Annotated in this window: 18 protein-coding genes and 4 pseudogenes; 14 read left to right on the forward strand and 8 right to left on the reverse strand. The window is 59.0% G+C overall.

The annotated features are described in order from the left end of the window. Positions 1-109: 109 nt before the first annotated feature. The 11 genes and pseudogenes from DTW90_RS27500 to DTW90_RS37770 form a co-directional block, all read left to right on the forward strand. The gene (locus DTW90_RS27500) at positions 110-1,672 is read left to right on the forward strand and encodes a sugar ABC transporter ATP-binding protein (RefSeq protein WP_246665067.1); all 1,563 of its coding nucleotides are present in this window, start codon (positions 110-112) and stop codon (positions 1,670-1,672) included. After that, positions 1,669-2,646: an ABC transporter permease gene (locus DTW90_RS27505; RefSeq protein WP_149342503.1), complete on the forward strand. Its 978-nt coding sequence runs from the start codon at positions 1,669-1,671 to the stop codon at positions 2,644-2,646. The genes DTW90_RS27500 and DTW90_RS27505 overlap by 4 nt, the downstream gene beginning before the upstream one ends. Next, positions 2,643-3,662 (forward strand): ABC transporter permease, encoded by a 1,020-nt coding sequence (locus tag DTW90_RS27510; protein ID WP_149342505.1) that lies wholly within the window; start codon positions 2,643-2,645, stop codon positions 3,660-3,662. Before DTW90_RS27505 ends, DTW90_RS27510 begins: the two co-directional genes overlap by 4 nt. A 51-nt stretch (positions 3,663-3,713) precedes the next feature. Then, on the forward strand, positions 3,714-4,925 hold the full coding sequence (locus DTW90_RS27515; protein ID WP_149342506.1) for a sugar ABC transporter substrate-binding protein: 1,212 nt from the start codon (positions 3,714-3,716) through the stop codon (positions 4,923-4,925). 135 nt (positions 4,926-5,060) lie between these two features. Beyond that, positions 5,061-6,104 carry a LacI family DNA-binding transcriptional regulator gene (locus DTW90_RS27520; RefSeq protein WP_149342507.1) on the forward strand — a complete coding sequence of 348 codons (1,044 nt, stop codon included), beginning with the start codon at positions 5,061-5,063 and terminating at the stop codon, positions 6,102-6,104. Continuing rightward, entirely contained in the window at positions 6,101-6,670 is a 570-nt protein-coding gene (locus tag DTW90_RS27525; RefSeq protein WP_149342508.1) for a hypothetical protein, read from the forward strand. The genes DTW90_RS27520 and DTW90_RS27525 overlap by 4 nt, the downstream gene beginning before the upstream one ends. Before the next feature lie 21 nt (positions 6,671-6,691). Next, positions 6,692-7,582 (forward strand): N-acyl homoserine lactonase family protein, encoded by an 891-nt coding sequence (locus DTW90_RS27530; protein ID WP_132527880.1) that lies wholly within the window; start codon positions 6,692-6,694, stop codon positions 7,580-7,582. After that, complete coding sequence (locus tag DTW90_RS27535) at positions 7,582-8,541, forward strand: 3-hydroxyacyl-CoA dehydrogenase (RefSeq protein ID WP_149342510.1); 960 nt, start codon at positions 7,582-7,584, stop codon at positions 8,539-8,541. The genes DTW90_RS27530 and DTW90_RS27535 overlap by 1 nt, the downstream gene beginning before the upstream one ends. Before the next feature lie 72 nt (positions 8,542-8,613). Further along, positions 8,614-9,924 carry a histidinol dehydrogenase gene (gene hisD, locus DTW90_RS27540; RefSeq protein WP_149342511.1) on the forward strand — a complete coding sequence of 437 codons (1,311 nt, stop codon included), beginning with the start codon at positions 8,614-8,616 and terminating at the stop codon, positions 9,922-9,924. Continuing rightward, the gene (locus DTW90_RS27545; RefSeq protein WP_149342512.1) at positions 9,924-10,679 is read left to right on the forward strand and encodes an SDR family NAD(P)-dependent oxidoreductase; all 756 of its coding nucleotides are present in this window, start codon (positions 9,924-9,926) and stop codon (positions 10,677-10,679) included. Before hisD ends, DTW90_RS27545 begins: the two co-directional genes overlap by 1 nt. A 167-nt stretch (positions 10,680-10,846) precedes the next feature. Continuing rightward, positions 10,847-10,979: pseudogene (locus DTW90_RS37770) on the forward strand (IS6 family transposase); the annotation flags it as partial. A 348-nt stretch (positions 10,980-11,327) separates the two neighbouring features. On the opposite strand, the gene DTW90_RS27555 reads toward DTW90_RS37770, so the two are convergent. After that, a complete protein-coding gene (locus tag DTW90_RS27555; RefSeq protein WP_246665068.1) occupies positions 11,328-11,678 on the reverse strand; it encodes a complement resistance protein TraT in 351 nt (116 codons plus the stop codon). A 243-nt stretch (positions 11,679-11,921) separates the two neighbouring features. On the opposite strand from DTW90_RS27555, the gene DTW90_RS27560 reads away from it, so the two are divergent. Together DTW90_RS27560 and DTW90_RS37775 are read left to right on the forward strand one after the other, a co-directional pair. Then, positions 11,922-12,515, forward strand: a complete 594-nt coding sequence (locus DTW90_RS27560; protein ID WP_246665069.1) for a DUF3455 domain-containing protein — start codon at positions 11,922-11,924, stop codon at positions 12,513-12,515. Between the two features lie 106 nt (positions 12,516-12,621). Continuing rightward, positions 12,622-12,771, forward strand: a pseudogene (locus DTW90_RS37775) (IS630 family transposase); the annotation flags it as partial. A gap of 547 nt (positions 12,772-13,318) precedes the next feature. On the opposite strand, the gene DTW90_RS27570 reads toward DTW90_RS37775, so the two are convergent. The 5 genes and pseudogenes from DTW90_RS27570 to vapB all read right to left on the reverse strand — a co-directional run bounded on the left by DTW90_RS27570 (position 13,319) and on the right by vapB (position 16,198). Continuing rightward, complete coding sequence (locus DTW90_RS27570; RefSeq protein ID WP_246665070.1) at positions 13,319-14,197, reverse strand: nucleotidyl transferase AbiEii/AbiGii toxin family protein; 879 nt, start codon at positions 14,195-14,197, stop codon at positions 13,319-13,321. Positions 14,198-14,252: 55 nt separating this feature from the next. Beyond that, entirely contained in the window at positions 14,253-14,840 is a 588-nt protein-coding gene (locus tag DTW90_RS27575) for a DUF6088 family protein (RefSeq protein ID WP_149342515.1), read from the reverse strand. Between the two features lie 181 nt (positions 14,841-15,021). Continuing rightward, a pseudogene (locus DTW90_RS27580) lies at positions 15,022-15,452 on the reverse strand (IS6 family transposase); the annotation flags it as partial. A 45-nt stretch (positions 15,453-15,497) separates the two neighbouring features. Further along, positions 15,498-15,950, reverse strand: a complete 453-nt coding sequence (locus tag DTW90_RS27585) for a type II toxin-antitoxin system VapC family toxin (protein ID WP_246665071.1) — start codon at positions 15,948-15,950, stop codon at positions 15,498-15,500. 11 nt (positions 15,951-15,961) lie between these two features. Further along, the gene (gene vapB, locus DTW90_RS27590) at positions 15,962-16,198 is read right to left on the reverse strand and encodes a type II toxin-antitoxin system VapB family antitoxin (protein ID WP_149342518.1); all 237 of its coding nucleotides are present in this window, start codon (positions 16,196-16,198) and stop codon (positions 15,962-15,964) included. A 197-nt stretch (positions 16,199-16,395) separates the two neighbouring features. Here vapB and DTW90_RS37780 point away from each other — a divergent pair. Next, positions 16,396-16,524 (forward strand): annotated as a pseudogene (locus DTW90_RS37780) (IS6 family transposase); the annotation flags it as partial. A gap of 48 nt (positions 16,525-16,572) precedes the next feature. Here DTW90_RS37780 and DTW90_RS27600 read toward each other — a convergent pair. Continuing rightward, on the reverse strand, positions 16,573-16,998 hold the full coding sequence (locus DTW90_RS27600; protein WP_149342519.1) for a DUF2177 family protein: 426 nt from the start codon (positions 16,996-16,998) through the stop codon (positions 16,573-16,575). A gap of 20 nt (positions 16,999-17,018) precedes the next feature. Continuing rightward, the gene (locus tag DTW90_RS27605; RefSeq protein WP_149342557.1) at positions 17,019-17,372 is read right to left on the reverse strand and encodes a DUF2147 domain-containing protein; all 354 of its coding nucleotides are present in this window, start codon (positions 17,370-17,372) and stop codon (positions 17,019-17,021) included. Positions 17,373-17,376: the final 4 nt, after the last annotated feature.

Here is a 17,376-nt window from a genome sequence, read left to right on the forward strand (position 1 = left end):
CCCCCTTGACGATACGATTCCGCAAGAGCTTAATGCAAACGTTCTCAGAGAACGTTTGCTGAGAACGTTTCCAATGGATCTCCGCGTTCATTGGGTCGGGAGGAATGCCGTGTCAAAATTGAATGCAATGGCGCCGAGCCCGGCGTCGGGGGAGACTGTCGCCCTGCTGTCGGAGGGACTAACCAAGTCCTACGGCGCCACGGTGGCGCTGGAATCGGCTGACATTGCCCTGAAAGCGGGCGAGGTCCATGCGTTGCTTGGCGAAAATGGCGCAGGCAAATCGACCCTGGTCAAGATCATTACGGGCGCCGTTACCGCCAATCGCGGCCGGATGCTGCTGCATGGCACTCCCTTCGCGCCGACATCCATCAACGAAGCACGCAGCTTTGGCGTAGCGACGGCATTCCAGGAACTAAGCTTGATACCGAACCTGTCGGTCGCACAGAACTTGCTGTTGCCGCGACTTCCCAAGACGGCGGGAGGCCTGGTCTCGCATCGTGAAACGATCCGGCAGGCAACGGACGTTCTCGCGCAATACGAGCTTTCGCGCATCGATCCCTCTGCCGAAATGGCAAGCGTGCCGATGGCGGATCGCCAACGTCTGGAGATCGTGCGGGCGCTCAAGAATGCGGAACGTGTTCTGGTTCTCGACGAACCAACGGCCGCGCTGGCGGAAACTGGTTGGCTTTTTGGTGAAATCGCCAAGGTAACCGCCAAGGGTGTCGCGGTCCTCTATATATCGCATCGGCTCGCAGAGGTTCGTGAAATCTGCCAAAGCGCCACCGTGCTTCGAAACGGTCGCACAATTGCAACCGTTTCCCTCAAGGACGCAAGCGACGACAATATATTCGAGATGATGGTTGGCCGACCGGTGTCCCATCAACGACCGGCTCGGCGCTTGGCCACGGCCTTGAGGCCGGCTCCGAGAATCGATGTCGAGGATCTGTCTGGTTCCATGCTTGGCGGCGTTTCCTTCGGCATCGAGCCCGGGGAGATCGTCGGTGTCGCGGCGCTGGAGGGTCAGGGACAACGCTCGCTTTTCCGGATACTGTGCGGCCTGCAGTCGCCATCCAGCGGAACGATCCGCATCGATGGCAAGACACGGTCGTATTCGTCGCCACGCCAGGCGCTCAAAGCGGGATCGGGCATCGCCTATCTGCCTGAAGAGCGCAAGACCGAGGGCATCCTCGCGGGTCTGACGGCAGCAACGAACGTCGTTCTCCCCGTTCTACCGAGGCTTTCGGCGGCTGGTGTTATCGCCCGTGGCGCGGAGCCGAGGCTGGCGAAGGAGGAGGCCGCCAAGGTCGACATGAACGAGCGTTATCTCTCGTTTGCGATCGGCGATCTGTCGGGGGGCAATCAGCAGAAGGCCCTGATCGCGCGCACTTTTGCCAGTGGCGCGCAAACTCTGCTGCTTTTCGATCCCACACGCGGCGTGGATGTCGGCACGAAACAGTCGATCTACAGCGCGATCCGGGCCTTCGCGCAGGAGGGCGGCGCGGTCCTCTTCTACTCATCGGAACTGCCGGAGATCGTTCAGCTCGCTGACCGGTGTCTGGTTCTCTATCAGGGCAAGGTCGTCAAGACGTTTGAAGGCGATGCGATCGTTGAGCGCCAGATCGTTGCGGCGATGATCGGCCATGGCGAAGAGCCCCGGAGGGCAAGCAGATGAGCGGTTCGGTCTATTCCGGCAATCGCCGGCCGCTCGCGTCCTACATCAAGGGCTCGGTCCTGATCTGCATTCTGTACTTCCTGCTTTACGCAGCCTATGTCGCGCAGCAGCCCCGGGCGCTCAATGCCGGCGCGATCGCCAATCTCGTCAACAACACCGTCCCGCTTGCGCTGGCTGCGGGCGGACAGGCCTTTGTCGTCATCGTCAAGGGGTTCGATCTGTCGCTCGCCGGTGTCGTCTCGGTCACCAATGTGGTGATGGCGGTCTATCCGTTGGAGGGACCGGGCGGCGCCTTCGCATCCCTGATTATCTGCCTTGCCATCGGTGCTGTCGTGGGGGCGATAAATGGCTGGCTCGTCGCCTATCTGCGTATCCAGTCGATAGCGGCGACGCTTGCGACGATGATCGTCTGCAAGGGTGTGGCCCTCGTCATTCTCGACGCGCCAGGCGGGTCGGTGGCCGAATGGGTCAGCGATGAACTGACCGATCGTCTCTTCAATCTCCCGGTTTCGGGAATGATCCTCGCACTCGTCGTAGTCGTCTGGCTTCTCGTGCGCCGGACGGATCTCGGCATTTCCATGTATGCGATCGGGGCCGATGAGACCGCCGCGGCTCTGTCCGGCGTGAATGTCAGATGGGTGCGCTTCATGGCTTTCGTCAGCGCGGGAATGCTCTTCGGACTTGCAGGCTTTATGCTGAGCGCGCAGACGGCAACCGGAAGCCCGACCGCAGGTGACCCTCTGCTGATGCTGTCCTTTGCGGCGGTTGCGCTCGGTGGAACCTCGCTTTCGGGCGGCAAGGGCGGTCTTTTCGCTTCGATCGTCGGGGCGGCCACGCTCACGCTCCTTCAAAAGCTTCTGTTTTCGAGTGGCGTTTCATCCTTCTACACCGGGATCTTTCAAGGTGCCGTCCTCATCCTCGCGGTCGTCTTCAGCGGCCTGCTGTCACACTTCGCAATCGGGAGGAAGGCATGACGACGGCTCCCCAATCCAACGCCGATTTCGGCTCCGTCGCCGACAAGCGTGCGAGCAGCACAGTCAGCAGGGAAACGATCAGCGCGGTAACCGTGACGGTACTCTGCATCCTCATGCTTTTCGGCTCACGCTTCATCAGTCCCGGCCTTGGGTCCTGGGCGCAGGTGGAGACCGTCCTGGTACTCGGGTCCTTCCTCGTGGTTCTCTGCTTCGGGCAAGGCGTTGTCGTCTTGACCGGAGGTCTCGATCTTTCGCTTCCATCGCTGATCACGCTCGGAGGAATTTTATCGACCGGCCTGGTGGGCGATCACAACCCGGCGCAGCTGTTGCTCTTGCCTGTCGTGCTTCTGGCATGCGGTGCGGTCGGTCTCATGACGGGACTGGGCGTCGTCTTCCTGCGGGTGCCGCCGTTCATCATGAGCATGGCCGTTGCGATCATCGTCGCGTCCGCCGCGCTCGGAATCACCGAAGGCACGCCGCGCGGCGCCGCCCCGGAATCTCTTCAGGCGCTGATGAAGGGCGATCTGTTTGGCTTGAAGTGGTCGATCATCTTTCTGATCGGCTTCGTGATCTTCGGCTGGCTCGTGCAGAGCCGGACGGTCCTGGGGCGCTACATGTATGCGGTTGGAACCAACGTCGAAGCTGCCAGGATCGCTGGCGTCCCGGTCAATCTCGCCCGCATCCTTCCCTATGTGATCAGCGCCATCTGCTCGGGCTTTGTCGGAATGATGCTTGTTGGCTATTCCAACGGCGCAACACTTCGCATGGGTGACGACTACTTGCTGCCGTCGATTGCGGCGGTCGTCATTGGCGGATCGTCCATCCTCGGTGGTCGCGGAACGTTTCTCGGAACCGTCAGCGGAGCAATCCTGCTGACCACGCTTGGAACCATCATTTCAGCCATCGGCCTCAGCTTCGGCCTGAGGAGCATCATCGAAGGATTCATCATTCTCGTCGCCCTGCTTCTTCTACGCGACGAGATTTTCGAGCGGTTGCGCGCGATCCGCAGGACGTAACGCGTCAAGGGGAAGCCGCCCCAAATCCAATCATCAACGGAGGAGTGACACATGAAAAGCAAGTTTTCGCGTGGCGTTGCAACGGCCTTGGGCCTGCTGGCAGCAGCCGGCATGTGGACCGCTGACGCGCATGCGGCAGACAAGAAGCTCAAGATCTATCTGAGCCTGAGCTATTCGGGCAACGCCTGGCAGTCGGAAGCCGCCAATATCGTCAAGGCGCTCGCAGCCACGCCGCCCTACAATGACCAAGTCGAGTTGAAGGAGGTCATTTCCGGCACCGACCCGCAGGCGCAAATCTCCGCCTATGAAAGCATGATCGACGATGGGGCCGACGGCATCATCAGCTTCCCCATTTCCTCGACCGCGCTGAACCGCACGATCAAGCGCGGTTGCGACCAAGGCACGCTATTCTTCATGTACGACGCGACGGTGACCGAAAAGTGCGCCTATAACGTCAGCTACGTGACTGCCGGCTTCGGCGAAAATTCGGCGCAGGCACTGGTCAACGCGCTGGGCGGCAAGGGCAACATCTTCCTCAGCCGCGGCGTCCCGGGCAACTCGGTCGACAAGCGCCACACGGATGGCGCGATGAGTGTCTTCAACAAATATCCGGGTATCAAGGTCGTTGCCGAATATTATTCCTACTGGGACGACCGGACGACACAGCAGGAAACCGCCAAGGCTCTTGCCGCCCATCCCGAAGTTGACGGTATCTGGGCCCAGGCCGGTGAATACGGTGCGATCCAGGCTCTCCTCGACAAGGGCGGAAAGCTCGTCCCGGTCACCGGCGAAAACTCCAATGGCTTCCGCCTGGCGCTCGCCGATCCCGCTATGAAGGCGAAGGGGCTGACCGGTGTTTCGGCCGGCTCTCCGCCGGCGACGGCCGGCTATGCCTTCAAGGTGATGATGGAAGTCCTGCAGAAGAAGCGTGACCTGAAGCCGGAAAACATCGAATATCCGCTGCCGTGGGTACCGGCCGACAAGGTCAAGCTTTGCAAGGGCGACAAGTTCGAGGACGGTTGCAACGCTTTCCCGGCTGACAAGGTGCCGTCCTCCTTCGTCACGGAAGTTCTCAACCCAGAACTTCTGCCGGAACTGTCCATCCAGTCTGCGCTTAATGGGACGCCGACGCCAGGGGCCACGATCCAGCCGCTGCCGAAGGACATCAAGAAGGCACCGGATGCTCCCGGGATCAATTGCGACAAATGCGAGGCTCCAGCCGACCAGTACAAGCTCACCAAGATCGAAGCCACGGTGAACTAACAAAACCGATGATGCCGGTCTCAGGGTCGGCATCATCGCCCCCGACGGCCCGAACAACTGGATAAACCTGGAATTGAAAGTAGTGTGCGTGGAATCGATGGATCGTCCATCAGAATAAACCGCACGGAGATTGAAGTGAAAAGGCCCGAAAAACAGTCACTTACGAAGAAGCGCATTACCGTGAAGGACGTTGCCCGGGAACTGGGGATGTCAGTCTCGACGGTATCGCGCGCATTCTACCCGGACGCTGTTGTTGCGGACGCCACGCGAGAGGTCGTGCTCGAAAAGGCACGCTCCATGGGCTACAAGCCCAACCCCTATGCGCAAAGCCTGATCACCAAGCGGACGCGGATTGTTGGCGTTGTCGTTGCCGATCTCAGCAACCCGTTCTATCCGGAAGTTATGACGCGGCTCACGGCCGATCTGCAGCGCGAAGGGATGAACGTGATGCTGGTCGCCGCACGCGAAACGGGCGAAGTCGATGCGGCGGTCCATGTTCTCTTGTCCTATCAGCCCGATCTCGTGGTCATTGTTGCCGCGCCCATGTCGACCCACGCGATCGCCGAGTGCGAAAATGCCGGAAGCCCGTGTATCTTCTTCAATCGCCTGGCGGGGGCGGAAAGCCAGCATGGCGTGACGTGCGACAACGTGCTTGGCGGCGCCATGGTAGCGGATTATCTTGCTGATCTGGGGCATACCCGGCTTGCGTATGTTTCTGCCTTTCCCGATGCATCGACCAACGTTGAACGCGGACGTGGCTTCACCGATCGGGCGTTGGCCAGAGGATTGTCCGGTCCGATCGTCATCGAAGCCGGAAGCTTCACCTATGAGGCCGGATTTCAGGCCGCGCTCAACGCGCGAAAACTTGAAACCCTGCCCGATGCCGTTTTTTGTGCAAACGATATCGTCGGCATCGGTTTTGCGGACGGCCTCCGTTCGACGGGCCTGTCGATTCCCGCCGATCTCTCTGTCGTCGGCTTCGACGATGTCTCCATGGCCGCCTGGCCATCCCATTCATTGACCACCGTGCAACAGCCGATCGACCAGATGCTGGCGGTCACGGTCGATCTTGCGACGAAATTGTCTTCCTCGCCGCGTCTTCCGCCCCAGATCCATCGGATCGCGCCGGGAGCCCTCGTCGAGCGTCAGAGCACCAGAGCGCGGGGTTACGCATCATGACATCGCGTGGAAATGCGAAACAATTCGAGCGGTTGGCAATGCTGCACCGTCCCGATTGCTCCCTGCTTCAAGAAGGCACCGAACCGCCGGCCGATCCGCAAGCGGGGCTCGCCGGATTGATAAGCGACCATCTGGTGGACTATGCCGTCGAGGTTCGTCCCATTTACGAAGCGCTTCGCAGGGTCGTCGGCCAGATCGCCGGTCTCCTGATCCTGGCGCAGTTGACGCGGCGCGCCGAAGTGCTGGAATTGCCCGAACTTCTGGCCTGCCAAGCCCGGTGCGAGGAGGCAGAGGAGCGCCTTAGAGCACTGACCGAAAAACGCGGCGTTCCTGCAGCGCATGTGCGGGCGCTGGATACGTGCCACCGATTGTGCCGGGCGATTCTCGATTTCTTTCCGCAATGGCGACGCAGCATGGATCCAGATGGCGAATTTGCTCTGATGGAGGAACGCCTGCGGGCCGCATATCAGCATCTGTCGGCGAGCTCCTGGGACAAGGGCGGCCTTGCGATGATCGATTTCCGGAACGCCTGCTGTTCCTGCGAGACACAGATTTCCAAAAACTGACACGATACGGAGGAGTACGACATGGCGGACTATTCGATCTGGGTATGCGAATATTCATATGTGGCGAAATACCACAAAAGCGGCGTGATCTATGGCGCCCATAACCAGGGATATGTGAAGCTTCCCTATTGCTACGTCGTGATCAAGGGCAAAGGCCATACGATCATGGTCGATGTCGGCTACAACAACAAGGAATATGGCAAACATCTCGGCGACAAGTTCGCAGTCGAAAACTGGCGCTCGCCGAGGGATGTTCTGGCAAAGGTCGGAGTAAAACCCGAAGACGTCGATCATTGCTTCATCACACATTGCCACTTCGACCATTTCGGCAATGTCGAGGATTTTCCGAACGCAACATTCTACGTCCAGGAACGCGAGATCTCCAAATGGGTCTGGGCGATGTCGCTGCCTGATCGCATGCGCTGGATGATGACGGCGGTCGATCCGGGCGACATCGTGCGTGGCGTCGCGCTTGCAAGGGATCGGCGCCTTGTTACCGTTGACGGAGCACGCGAAAACGTCCTGCCGGGCATCGACCTGCATGTCGCGTATGACAGCCATACCTACGGCTCCATGTGGGTGAAAGTGCGAAACGATGGCAAGCCCAATTCCGATGACACCTGGGTGTTGGCGGGCGACCTGGTCTATGTGTTCGACAACCTGAAGGGTGCCGGCCCAGCCGTCGATCTCGACGACATCTATCTACCCGTTGGTTTGGCGGTCGGAAGCCAGACCAACCTCGTTCTTGCGACCGAGGAGATGCTCTCCCATGTCGACTATGAGGTGCGCCGCGTCATCCCCGTTCACGAGGAACGCCTTCGGGACGCATTTCCGTCCCATGTTGCCGAAGATGGCCTGCGCATCACCGAGATCTGCCTTGCCGATGGCGAGGAAACAAGGATCAAAGCCTGATGAGCGGCGGAAAGGTAGCAATCGTTGGTGCAGGGCTGGTCGGCTCGGCGTGGGCGTTGGTCTTCGCTCGCTCAGGCTTCGAGGTTTCGGTTTTCGATCCCTCCAAAGAGGTGTCGGATCGCGTTTTGGGCTGGATGGCTCAGGAGCTTTCGAGCCTGCATGATCTCGGACTTGCCGGCAATGTCGACGAGATATTGTCTCGCGTGACCCTTGCGAAAACGCTGGCCGAAGCTGTCGAAGACGCGATCTACGTTCAGGAATCCGTCTTCGAAACGGTCGAGGCCAAGATCGGGATTTCGATGGACATCGACGCGCTGCTGCCACCCGATGCCTGCGTCGGCTCGTCGTCATCGGGCATTCCGGCCTCCAAGTTCACCGAGGGGTGCCGCAATCGTGAACGCTTCCTGATCGCCCATCCCGTCAACCCGCCGCATCTGGTGCCGGTCGTCGAGCTCGTTCCCGCGCCGTGGACGATGCCCAAGGCGGTCGAAACGTGCAGGGCGCTGATGGCGGATATCGGTCAGGTTCCGGTCCAGCTGAAGCGGGAGGTCGACGGCTTCATCCTCAATCGCCTGCAGGGAGCGTTGCTGAACGAGGCATGGGCACTCTACGCAGAAGGCTATGCGGACCTCGCCGACATCGATGCAACCGTGTCGCAAGGACTGGGACTGCGCTGGTCCTTCATGGGGCCTTTCGAAACGATCGATCTCAATGCGCCAGGCGGCATTGCCGATTATGCCCGACGGCTAAGCCCTATGTACCACCAGATGGCGCTCTCCAGACGAGACCCGGCGCGCTGGAGTAACGAGACGGTCGCCGCCGCCGAGAAGGAACGGCGGCAGAGCCTCAAATCCGAGGACCTCGGCGAGCGTCGCCGCTGGCGCGACCATAAGCTCGCCCAGCTGAGTGCGTTCAAGACGCGTGTCTTCGGCAGCGCGAAGGAACCGTCGCAATCCTGATTATCCCCGCTGCGAAGGCGAGAACCTGCTTTCCTCGCAGCATTTTTTGCCATTCATAAGGAGTGACGCAATATGGCAATTCACCATCTGAAGACGGGCAAGCCGGCGACGGAGAGGTCCGAAGACGACGCAAAGGTGCGTGAGACCGTCGAAGCGATCCTCAAGGATATCGAAAAGCGCGGCGATGCGGCCGTTCGTGAAATGGCGGAGAAATTCGATCATTACACGCCGGCATCGTTCAAGCTTTCGCCGGGTGAAATTGAAGCCATCATGAGCCGGGTTTCCACCCGCGACATGGAGGATATCAAGTTCGCGCAAGCACAGGTCAGGAATTTCGCGCAGGCTCAGCGGGATTCGATGCTGGATATCGAAGTCGAACCGCTCCCGGGCGTCATCCTCGGCCATAAGAACATACCCGTGCAGTCGGTCGGCTGCTATATCCCGGGTGGCAAGTTCCCGATGGTCGCTTCCGCCCACATGTCGGTCGCAACCGCGTCGGTTGCCGGCGTTCCGCGCATCCTCGCCGCCACGCCTCCCTTCAAGGGCGAACCCAACCCGGCCGTGATAGCGGCCATTCATCTCGGCGGCGCGCACGAGATCTATGTCCTTGGGGGCATTCAGGCGATCGGCGCGATGGCGCTCGGCACCGAAACGATCAAGCCGGTCGACATGCTGGTCGGTCCTGGAAATGCCTTCGTCGCGGAAGCGAAACGCCAGCTCTACGGCCGCGTGGGCATCGATCTCTTTGCCGGCCCAACGGAGACGATGGTCATCGCGGACGATACGGTCGATTCCGAAATCTGTGCGACCGACCTGCTCGGCCAGGCCGAACACGGCTACAACTCTCCGGCGGTTCTTGTGACCAACAGCCGTAAGCTTGCCGAGGGCACCCTTGCCGAGATCGACAGGCTTTTGAAAATCCTGCCCACCGCTGATACGGCCTCGCGCAGCTGGGAAGATTACGGCGAGGTCATCCTCTGCGATACCCATGACGAGATGCTGGCGGTTGCGAACGATATCGCAAGCGAGCATGTGCAGGTCATGACCGATCGCGACGACTGGTATCTGGAAAATATGCATAGCTATGGCGCCCTGTTCCTGGGACCGCGTACCAACGTTGCCAATGGCGACAAGGTTATCGGTACGAACCACACGCTACCCACGAAGAAGGCCGGCCGCTACACCGGTGGCCTCTGGGTCGGCAAGTTTCTCAAGACCCACAGCTACCAGCGGGTGATCACGGATGAGGCAGCGGCGATGATCGGCGCCTATGGTTCGCGTCTGTGTATGCTCGAGGGCTTCGTCGGCCATGCCGAACAATGCAACGTGCGCGTCCGACGCTACGGTGGCCGCAACGTGCCCTACGGTCAGGCTGCCGAATAATGCACAAGGCTATCTTTCGACTGGATGGAAAGCGGGCTCTCGTTACGGGCGCCGGACGCGGCATCGGTCGGGCGGTTGCGATCGCGCTGGCGCAGGAGGGGGCATTCGTCACCTTCTGCGCTCGCAGCCGCAACGAGCTGGAGGAAGCGGTCTCCGAGGTGATCCGGGCCGGAGGGCAAGCCGACCTCTGCGTCGCCGACGTCACGGATATCACCGCTTTTGCAAAAGCTGTGGCGGGACATGCGCCCTATGATGTCTTCGTCAACAATGCGGGCATGAACCGGCCGAAGCCTATGGTCGATGTCACCGAGGACGACTTCGATGCGGTCATTGGTCTCAATCTGAGGGCGGCCTATTTTGCGGCACAGACGATGACCAGGACGATGCTCAAAGCCGGGATAGAGGGATCCATCATCAACATCTCGTCGCAGATGGGGCACGTCGGCGCTGCCAACCGGTCGCTCTACTGCGCCTCGAAATGGGCGTTGGAAGGTATGACAAAGGCGTTGGCCGTGGAGCTTGGTCCAAGGCGTATCCGCGTCAACACCATCTGTCCCACGTTCGTCGAGACACCGATGACGAAGCCATTTCTGGACAATCCGGCCTTCCGGGAAAGTGTGTTGTCGAAAATCAAGCTTGGACGTCTAGCCCAATTATCCGATGTCGTCGGTGCCGCCATTTTCCTTGCCTCCGAAGCTTCCTTGATGATGACCGGAAGCTCCATTCTACTGGATGGTGGTTGGACTGCGGATTAGATGGCTGACGCGTAGCTTATGCCAGACGCTGTTGATTTCGGCCACATCAGAACGCCAAGGACGAGAGGTCTTGCTTGCTCTTGAGAGCCCATATGTGGACGGCCCCAGCTCGCAAGATATTTTGCGATAATTGATCTGATCGCTTGCGTCCATATGTCCGGCCGGTGATGTCACGTTGTCTGTGGCTTAACGGTTCGCGGATAATGGGGCGGGACGAGCGAACCCACCGTCAGCTGTGAGAACCACCGCTTTCCGCCGCAGATCATCGCCCGCGCGGTCTGGCTCTACTTTCGGTTCCCTCCCGGTCCGCTCGCAGCGGCGTTGTGGAGTGCGATTGCTGGTCAAGGCTGCCCAGGCGATGTTCGTTCAAAGCCGCTCTGTGATCTTTTCTAACTTCAGGTATGAGCCGGCGAGTAGGGTTTCGGCGGGATTATCCAATCTGCTATGATGCCTCAGAGCGGTCCGAAGCAAATAAGCGGGTCGTCGGTTCACGATGGTCCTTGGATCCAGCGTCATGTGAAAGAGGGCGCTCATCGCGATAGTTGATGAGCGCTCGATCACTTGCTAAATCGGCGCAGCCGAAGGCCGAAGCCTCCTATGAGCGAACCGCTACGTCTACAATATTTCCCCTTCTAGAGGCGCGCCGCATCAGTTGCAGACGCGGACGCTTTCCACGTGATAGCCGTTGTCATATTGGTCTTGGACCGTTTGACGCTGATACCAGCAATGCGGCGAAGGCGTGTAATAGCGAGGGCCGCTGTTTTCGATAGCGGTACCGATAAGACCACCAACCAGGCCAGCGGCAATGCCCCCGGCAACCAGGCCGCCGTAATCACGGTGATGATGGTGGTGCCACTCAGGCGAAGGGCCGCCCCAGCCGCGATTATCATGCCAGGGCCGGCCATAGAATTCCTGCGCGCTGGCAGCGCCAGGGGTCAGTGACAGTGGTGTGACAACCGCAGCGAAGACGAGCGTTGAAAGAACAATTTTCCTGAACATTGCCGTGCTCCAGAAACCGGGTCGGATCAGCGCGCGATGCAAGGATCACTCCGGAATTGGTAACGATTATGGTCCTTGTCGCTGAATGCGGTCTGAACCAGCTCTTCAGGCTTCTGACAGGTTTGGCTGTTCGCAAATGGATGACCTGCGAGTCAAATCTTTTTGTGGGCCGTGAATAAAAACGCGCGAGGATCGTTCACTCCCTGAAACGACATGAAACTTCACTCCAAGGGAAAAGATGAGATGACGCGATATCATCAACACGGCCGCTCTAAGGTTGTGGCGACGCGCAGGAGGCAGATTCAGCGCCAGCGTGTGAAGGACTTGCTGGTCCCCACCGCGATCTATGGAACGATGGCGCTCGTTGCAGCCTTCATGTTCGGTTCGGCTTTCGGCGCCAGAGCAGCCGCGCTTGCCAATGGCATCGCGGCCGACGGCGCCAAGGTGGTCGCGACCGTACATGGTGAGGGTGCGCAGATCTATCAGTGCCGGGCAAATGACGCTGGCGAATTGCGCTGGCAGGTTCGCGAGCCCGTCGCGACGCTCATCTCCAATGATAAGACGGTCGGGCGCCATTTCGCCGGTCCGTCCTGGGAGTTGGCCGACGGCTCGCGGATCGAGGGAAAGGTGGCGGCACAGGCGCCGGGAGCAACGGAGAAGGACATTCCGGTTCTGCGGCTCGACGTCGTTGCACATGCCGGTGACGGGGTTCTTTCCAAGGTCGATACGGTTCAACGGCTCAACACCAGGGGCGGCGTCTTTGCTGGCGCGTGCCAGAGCGCCGGCAGTCTGCATGCCGAGCCATACAGCGCCGACTATGTGTTTCTCAGCCATTGACGAATTTCGGGGTCGGACCGTTGCTATCGCCTGAGATCTAGATAGCGCAGTCGCCGCCGCGTCAACCGCACTTGTCTCCGAAGACACAGTGTCGCGATCTGAGTGAGAGGCGCAGCGGATCTTGCGACGTTTGGAGTTCCACTATACGTCCCGGCATGCAAGTTGGCTTAACATGGCCCTGATCGAGATCGGCATCATGCGCCGACAATGTCTTGACCAGCGCATCGACAACTGCAACCGGCTTGAACGTGAGGTTCAGGTGTAAGTAGGCGTTGCGCAGTGACCCCGGTCGTCCCAACGAAAACAATCGTTTATCGTGCCGGTCGGCATCGGAACCCTATGCCGATTCACACCAAAGCGAACACCGCGTCGGCGACCGCGTCACCCCGGTGCGCCAGACAGTTTGCTCTTACTCATTTCGTCGGCTGAGACCGTGCCGTGAGTTTGTTCCCGTCCGGATAATAGATCGAACGTCATACGGATTTGTTACGCTCGCTTCGGTTGATCGCTTTCCGAGATAGTCAGCAACATCAATTCGAGCGAAACCGCAGAAAAACTGATGGGGGAAGGCGAACATAGAGGTGCCGAGACGCTCATCCCATCATTTTGGAGCAGGTGAAGCCTGAATCGGAATTGGCAAGAGCGGCAAAAAGGCCGTTTGGCAATGGTGTCAATCCGAGTTTGTGATCTGCGTTTAACTGCAGATTTGCGATATGACTCGACCATGCACCGGACAACGAAGCCGTCCCTTGCCGCGTGTACCAGTTGACCCGCGAAAGATCAGCCCAAATGGAACGGGGTCGTCAAAGCCGATCTGCGTAGGAGGTGATGCGGGCAAGAATCTCTTTCAGGGTGGGCCGGCCATGATAATAAAGCGCCGACGTCCGCTCATATGCGCGCTCGTAAAGGCCGAAAGTATCAGGGTCGGAAAGACTAAACGCGAGATTGCTGCTGATGGTCTGATTGTCAGCCTTCGGGAAGCGCCGTCCCTTGTGCGCGAGATACGCTTCCGTGCCGATGAAGGCTTGCACCGCCGGTTGGTCCAGCAGGCAATAGACGTCATAGTAATGCCGAAGGAAATTAACCGGGAACTGCCCGGTTTCCTGTTGCTTGCGATATTTAGTGGAGATGGTCTGGAGCTTTTCAACTAGTGTGTACCCAGGTTCATAGCAGGGAACGGCGAGCGCGCGATTATCGATCAGCTCGACGCGTGACGACGCGAAATCGTAGGCCCAGGAGCTGATGTCCTTGTCGATATTGGGCGCTACCGTATCGAAGCCTGCTTCGAGCAGCACCCCATCCTTGAGTTCCGACTTCGCGCCGATCGTCTCCGGGTAATAGAGGCGGATTCCGCCGCTGTGATAACTCCCGTTGTCGAATTCTGTATCGCGCTCGACGCTTTTGATACCGTCAATTGCAATAGTCTCGGCCAGCCAGTCATAGAACGCCTTGCGGCTTTCGCGATGTGCGGGCTTGTCGTGATTTGGACCGGTCTTGACACCCATCTCCCTAGGAGGCTCGATGCGGATATCTATATCTTCCGAGAAGCGGTTGATGATGCGGTAGCCTTTGGAGAGCGAGGTGCCCCCCTTCAGCTCGAACCGCATTTTCAGCCGCTGCAGGCCAAACAGGCAGTGCATGATCCAGTAGTCTTTTTCGACCAGCACCGGCTGCACCTCCATTTCCTCAGCGACGATGCGCAGGAGTGCCCCGAAATCCTTATGGTTATGCAGGAAATCAGCTGGCATGTGCGTCCGCTGCGAGGCCGTTGAAGAACTTTCGCGTGCGCACCATGCCGTATTCCTTGGCGGCACGGGTAAGGGCGGTGCGGTTGCTTTGTAGGGCGCGTTCCTTCACGCGGGCTAGCACTTGTTCGCGGTCTTCGGCCAGCTGGTCGAGATTGTTGACCAGATCGACCAGCAAAAATTCTTTGGTTAGGGTCTTCGGGAAGGCCGGTTTCTTGCGGAACTCGAATTCCCGACCACCCAGCGTGAAGTTGCCGTGGCGCTTATGGTTGTACACGACAGTCTTGTTATAAAGTTGCGTAGCGCCGACACCCAGGCTGTTATAGGCATTGGGGGAGGTGACGAGATAACGGTCATCCTTCAGGAAGGCCTCGACGAGAGCATCATCTTCGGCCGGCGCCTTGCCGAACGCCGTCTGCTTCGGCCGGTGATAGACGCCGGTCGATAGTTTGGTCAGGTACCCTTCCGCGAGCAGCTGCTGCAGGTGCCGGTCGACCGAGGACGACCATTGGGCAAGGTCCTCCCGACGGTAGACCTTGCCGGACCGCAGATGCTTTTTCAATTCCTGTAACTTCGTCATGAGATAGCTCCTGCGCTCACAATAGCGATATATGGGCGTGAATGCAATTTTTTCCAAACTTCATGCAACCTAAGGCGAATAATTATCACCTAATTCATTGAAATCATGACATGATAATATGGAAGAGTTTCCGCAAATTTCCGCTACTGGAACAACGAAAACCCCGGAACTGCCTTACCTCACCATATGAGCGCAGCTTGTCGGTAACGATGCGCTTTGGCGACAGGCCTTGCTTCTTCAGTAACCTGATCAACAACCGCTTGGCCGCCTTTGTATCACCGCGGAGCTGGACGATCTCATCGAGAACATAGCCGTCCTAGTCTACGGCTCGCCAAAGCCAGTGCTTCCGGCCACCGATGGAAATCACCACTTCGTCCAGATGCCAGCTGTCCTTTCGCGACGGCTTCTTTCTGCGCAGTTTCTTGGCATAGGCCGCGCCGAACTTTCGGCTCCATCGCCGGATCGTATCGTAGGAAACGATGATGCCGCGCTCCAGAAGCATTTCCTCCACCAGCCGCAGGCTCAGAGGAACCGGTAATAAAGCCACACGGCATGGGCAATGATCGGCGGTGGAAAACGATGGTTCTTGTAGCTGACGACCGACGGGTTCATCGCGCCGGCTTAGCCATCAACCGTTAAGCCACTAACGACGTGACATCACCTGTGTGATTGCTGAAAAGGTCGTGCGCGCGATTCTGCCCGATTTCTCCACGACTTAGGAATGGCCTCCAGCCAGTTCTCGGCGGTCAATCCGGGATAGGTGACAAAGTCCCGTAGGTTGTTCGTAACCAGAACCGTATTGAGCGCGATCGCATGGGAGGCGATCAATTTGTCCAGGTGGTCTCTTTTCCGCTCTCGTGTCGCCATGCGAACCGGCCCATAGGCGGGTGCTGCAAACGCGTCGAACGGTTCCACGGTGATCAATCTGGACAGCGCATCGAGATTGGCACGCTCCCGCTCCGGATCATCCGAAGCGGAAACACCATAGTCGAGTTCGGCGAAGGTAATGGCCGACATCACCACATCGCCCACATAACAACCGGCAAAGCGGCGAGCCACTTGTTCCGGTTGGTTCTTCATCAGGTAGATGCGTATATTCGTATCAAGCATGTAGCGCGGTATCAGATTTGATCCCGCTCGTCTTGTTCATGCTCTTCCCTGCCATCCTTCCGGAAGGTCGGCGAAAAGCGGGCAAAGACGTCCAGCACGCCGGCGAGCGATTGGCGAATGGTGCGGATGCGTATTTCGTCGCCCACCCGCTCGATTTCCAGCTCAACATCCGTCCGGTCAAAAGCGAGTTCAGCCGGGATGCGGACAGCCTGCGAATTGCCATTTTTGAAAGCTCTTGTGATCCGCATGACAGGCTCCCTGTTTGCACGCAGATGTACATCCGCCGTATGTATTTCAATATCCGTATTGGACAGATGCTGAGCTCATGCCATGCTGCGCTGCCTGCTGGCACTCGCCTTTTCGCCGGCCGGCAACCGCGGTCAATCCAGACAATATGCGGGGAAGGCGTCAAGCGAGCTTCGGCATATCCCCCTCACCTACAGGCTTCGTCTCCGTCCACGATCCGATCGCCAACCTCGTCCACATTCCTCCCCGCCACGACATTTCCGCCGGGCACCATCGCGAACTGCGCGCCGCCGCCATGAGAATGTGGGCTGAAACCGCTCGGATATAATCGGAAAGCCGAGAAGGAGCACCCGCTGTCGCCTGACGGACCCTAAGTTTACGGTGCCCGAAGGCCTTTTCCGCCGACGATATGGGCGCTGATCCAGGAGCCCACTCCAGCGGCAACCGCAGACAGAAAAGTGCCCCAGCAGAGATCGGCGATCGTGAGGATGGTCGACCAGTTCTTGAGGGTCGCCTGGTTCGTCAGGTCATAAGTTGCATAGGCCGTAAAACCGAGAACAGCGCCGAAGAGAACAGCCATGCGCCACGACCCCGACAAGAGGCCCGGCCTCACGGCAAGGAAGACGAGACCCGCTGCATAGACCAGATAGAAAGCGATGGCCGGCACCGGCCGAGCGTCCGATATCAACATGTCGCCCATGACGGGCCTATAGAGGCGATCCGCCATGCCGCTGAGCCAAATGGCGTCCACGCCGACCAACGTTGATAGTGTCGAGATATAGGCGACGACATAGGCTTTCACGGATACCTCGTATCGCGGCGTCAATTGATGCGCATCCATTCGACGCCCTTGCACAGCAGACCGGCAACCACACAGCCCTTCGTCGTCATCCGATCGCCATCGACCATGACTATGAGCTTATAGGTCAAGTCGCGCTGGGGATCGAAGACTGTCCCTGCATAAGTTCCTCTCGAAGCCGGCTTGATGGACATGACGAGCTTGTCACCCTCCTTTTCGCTCGGCGTTCCCGGCTTGATCCAGGTGTTGATGGCGCAGATATCCGAACCACAAGGGCCGATCCTGACTTTCGCGTTTCCGTCGCCACGCGCCCATTGCCCGTCGATGTCCGCGGCGGCGGCAGTTCCGACCATGCCAAGAGTGAAGGCGGCGATCATACAG

The sequence above is a fragment of the Neorhizobium sp. P12A genome (assembly GCF_008365395.1).
Taxonomy (GTDB): Bacteria; Pseudomonadota; Alphaproteobacteria; order Rhizobiales; family Rhizobiaceae; genus Rhizobium.

What these genes read in the sequence shown, in the direction of transcription:
- DTW90_RS27505 (WP_149342503.1), top strand. Translation starts at nt 1,669, where the DNA reads ATGAGCGGTTCGGTCTATTCCGGCAATCGCCGGCCGCTCGCGTCCTAC.
- DTW90_RS27510 (WP_149342505.1), top strand. Translation starts at nt 2,643, where the DNA reads ATGACGACGGCTCCCCAATCCAACGCCGATTTCGGCTCCGTCGCCGAC.
- DTW90_RS27515 (WP_149342506.1), top strand. Translation starts at nt 3,714, where the DNA reads ATGAAAAGCAAGTTTTCGCGTGGCGTTGCAACGGCCTTGGGCCTGCTG.
- DTW90_RS27525 (WP_149342508.1), top strand. Translation starts at nt 6,101, where the DNA reads ATGACATCGCGTGGAAATGCGAAACAATTCGAGCGGTTGGCAATGCTG.
- DTW90_RS27530 (WP_132527880.1), top strand. Translation starts at nt 6,692, where the DNA reads ATGGCGGACTATTCGATCTGGGTATGCGAATATTCATATGTGGCGAAA.
- DTW90_RS27535 (WP_149342510.1), top strand. Translation starts at nt 7,582, where the DNA reads ATGAGCGGCGGAAAGGTAGCAATCGTTGGTGCAGGGCTGGTCGGCTCG.
- hisD (WP_149342511.1), top strand. Translation starts at nt 8,614, where the DNA reads ATGGCAATTCACCATCTGAAGACGGGCAAGCCGGCGACGGAGAGGTCC.
- DTW90_RS27545 (WP_149342512.1), top strand. Translation starts at nt 9,924, where the DNA reads ATGCACAAGGCTATCTTTCGACTGGATGGAAAGCGGGCTCTCGTTACG.
- DTW90_RS27555 (WP_246665068.1), bottom strand. Translation starts at nt 11,678, where the DNA reads ATGTTCAGGAAAATTGTTCTTTCAACGCTCGTCTTCGCTGCGGTTGTC.
- DTW90_RS27560 (WP_246665069.1), top strand. Translation starts at nt 11,922, where the DNA reads ATGACGCGATATCATCAACACGGCCGCTCTAAGGTTGTGGCGACGCGC.
- DTW90_RS27570 (WP_246665070.1), bottom strand. Translation starts at nt 14,197, where the DNA reads ATGGAGGTGCAGCCGGTGCTGGTCGAAAAAGACTACTGGATCATGCAC.
- DTW90_RS27575 (WP_149342515.1), bottom strand. Translation starts at nt 14,840, where the DNA reads ATGACGAAGTTACAGGAATTGAAAAAGCATCTGCGGTCCGGCAAGGTC.
- DTW90_RS27585 (WP_246665071.1), bottom strand. Translation starts at nt 15,950, where the DNA reads ATGCTTGATACGAATATACGCATCTACCTGATGAAGAACCAACCGGAA.
- vapB (WP_149342518.1), bottom strand. Translation starts at nt 16,198, where the DNA reads ATGCGGATCACAAGAGCTTTCAAAAATGGCAATTCGCAGGCTGTCCGC.
- DTW90_RS27605 (WP_149342557.1), bottom strand. Translation starts at nt 17,372, where the DNA reads ATGATCGCCGCCTTCACTCTTGGCATGGTCGGAACTGCCGCCGCCGCG.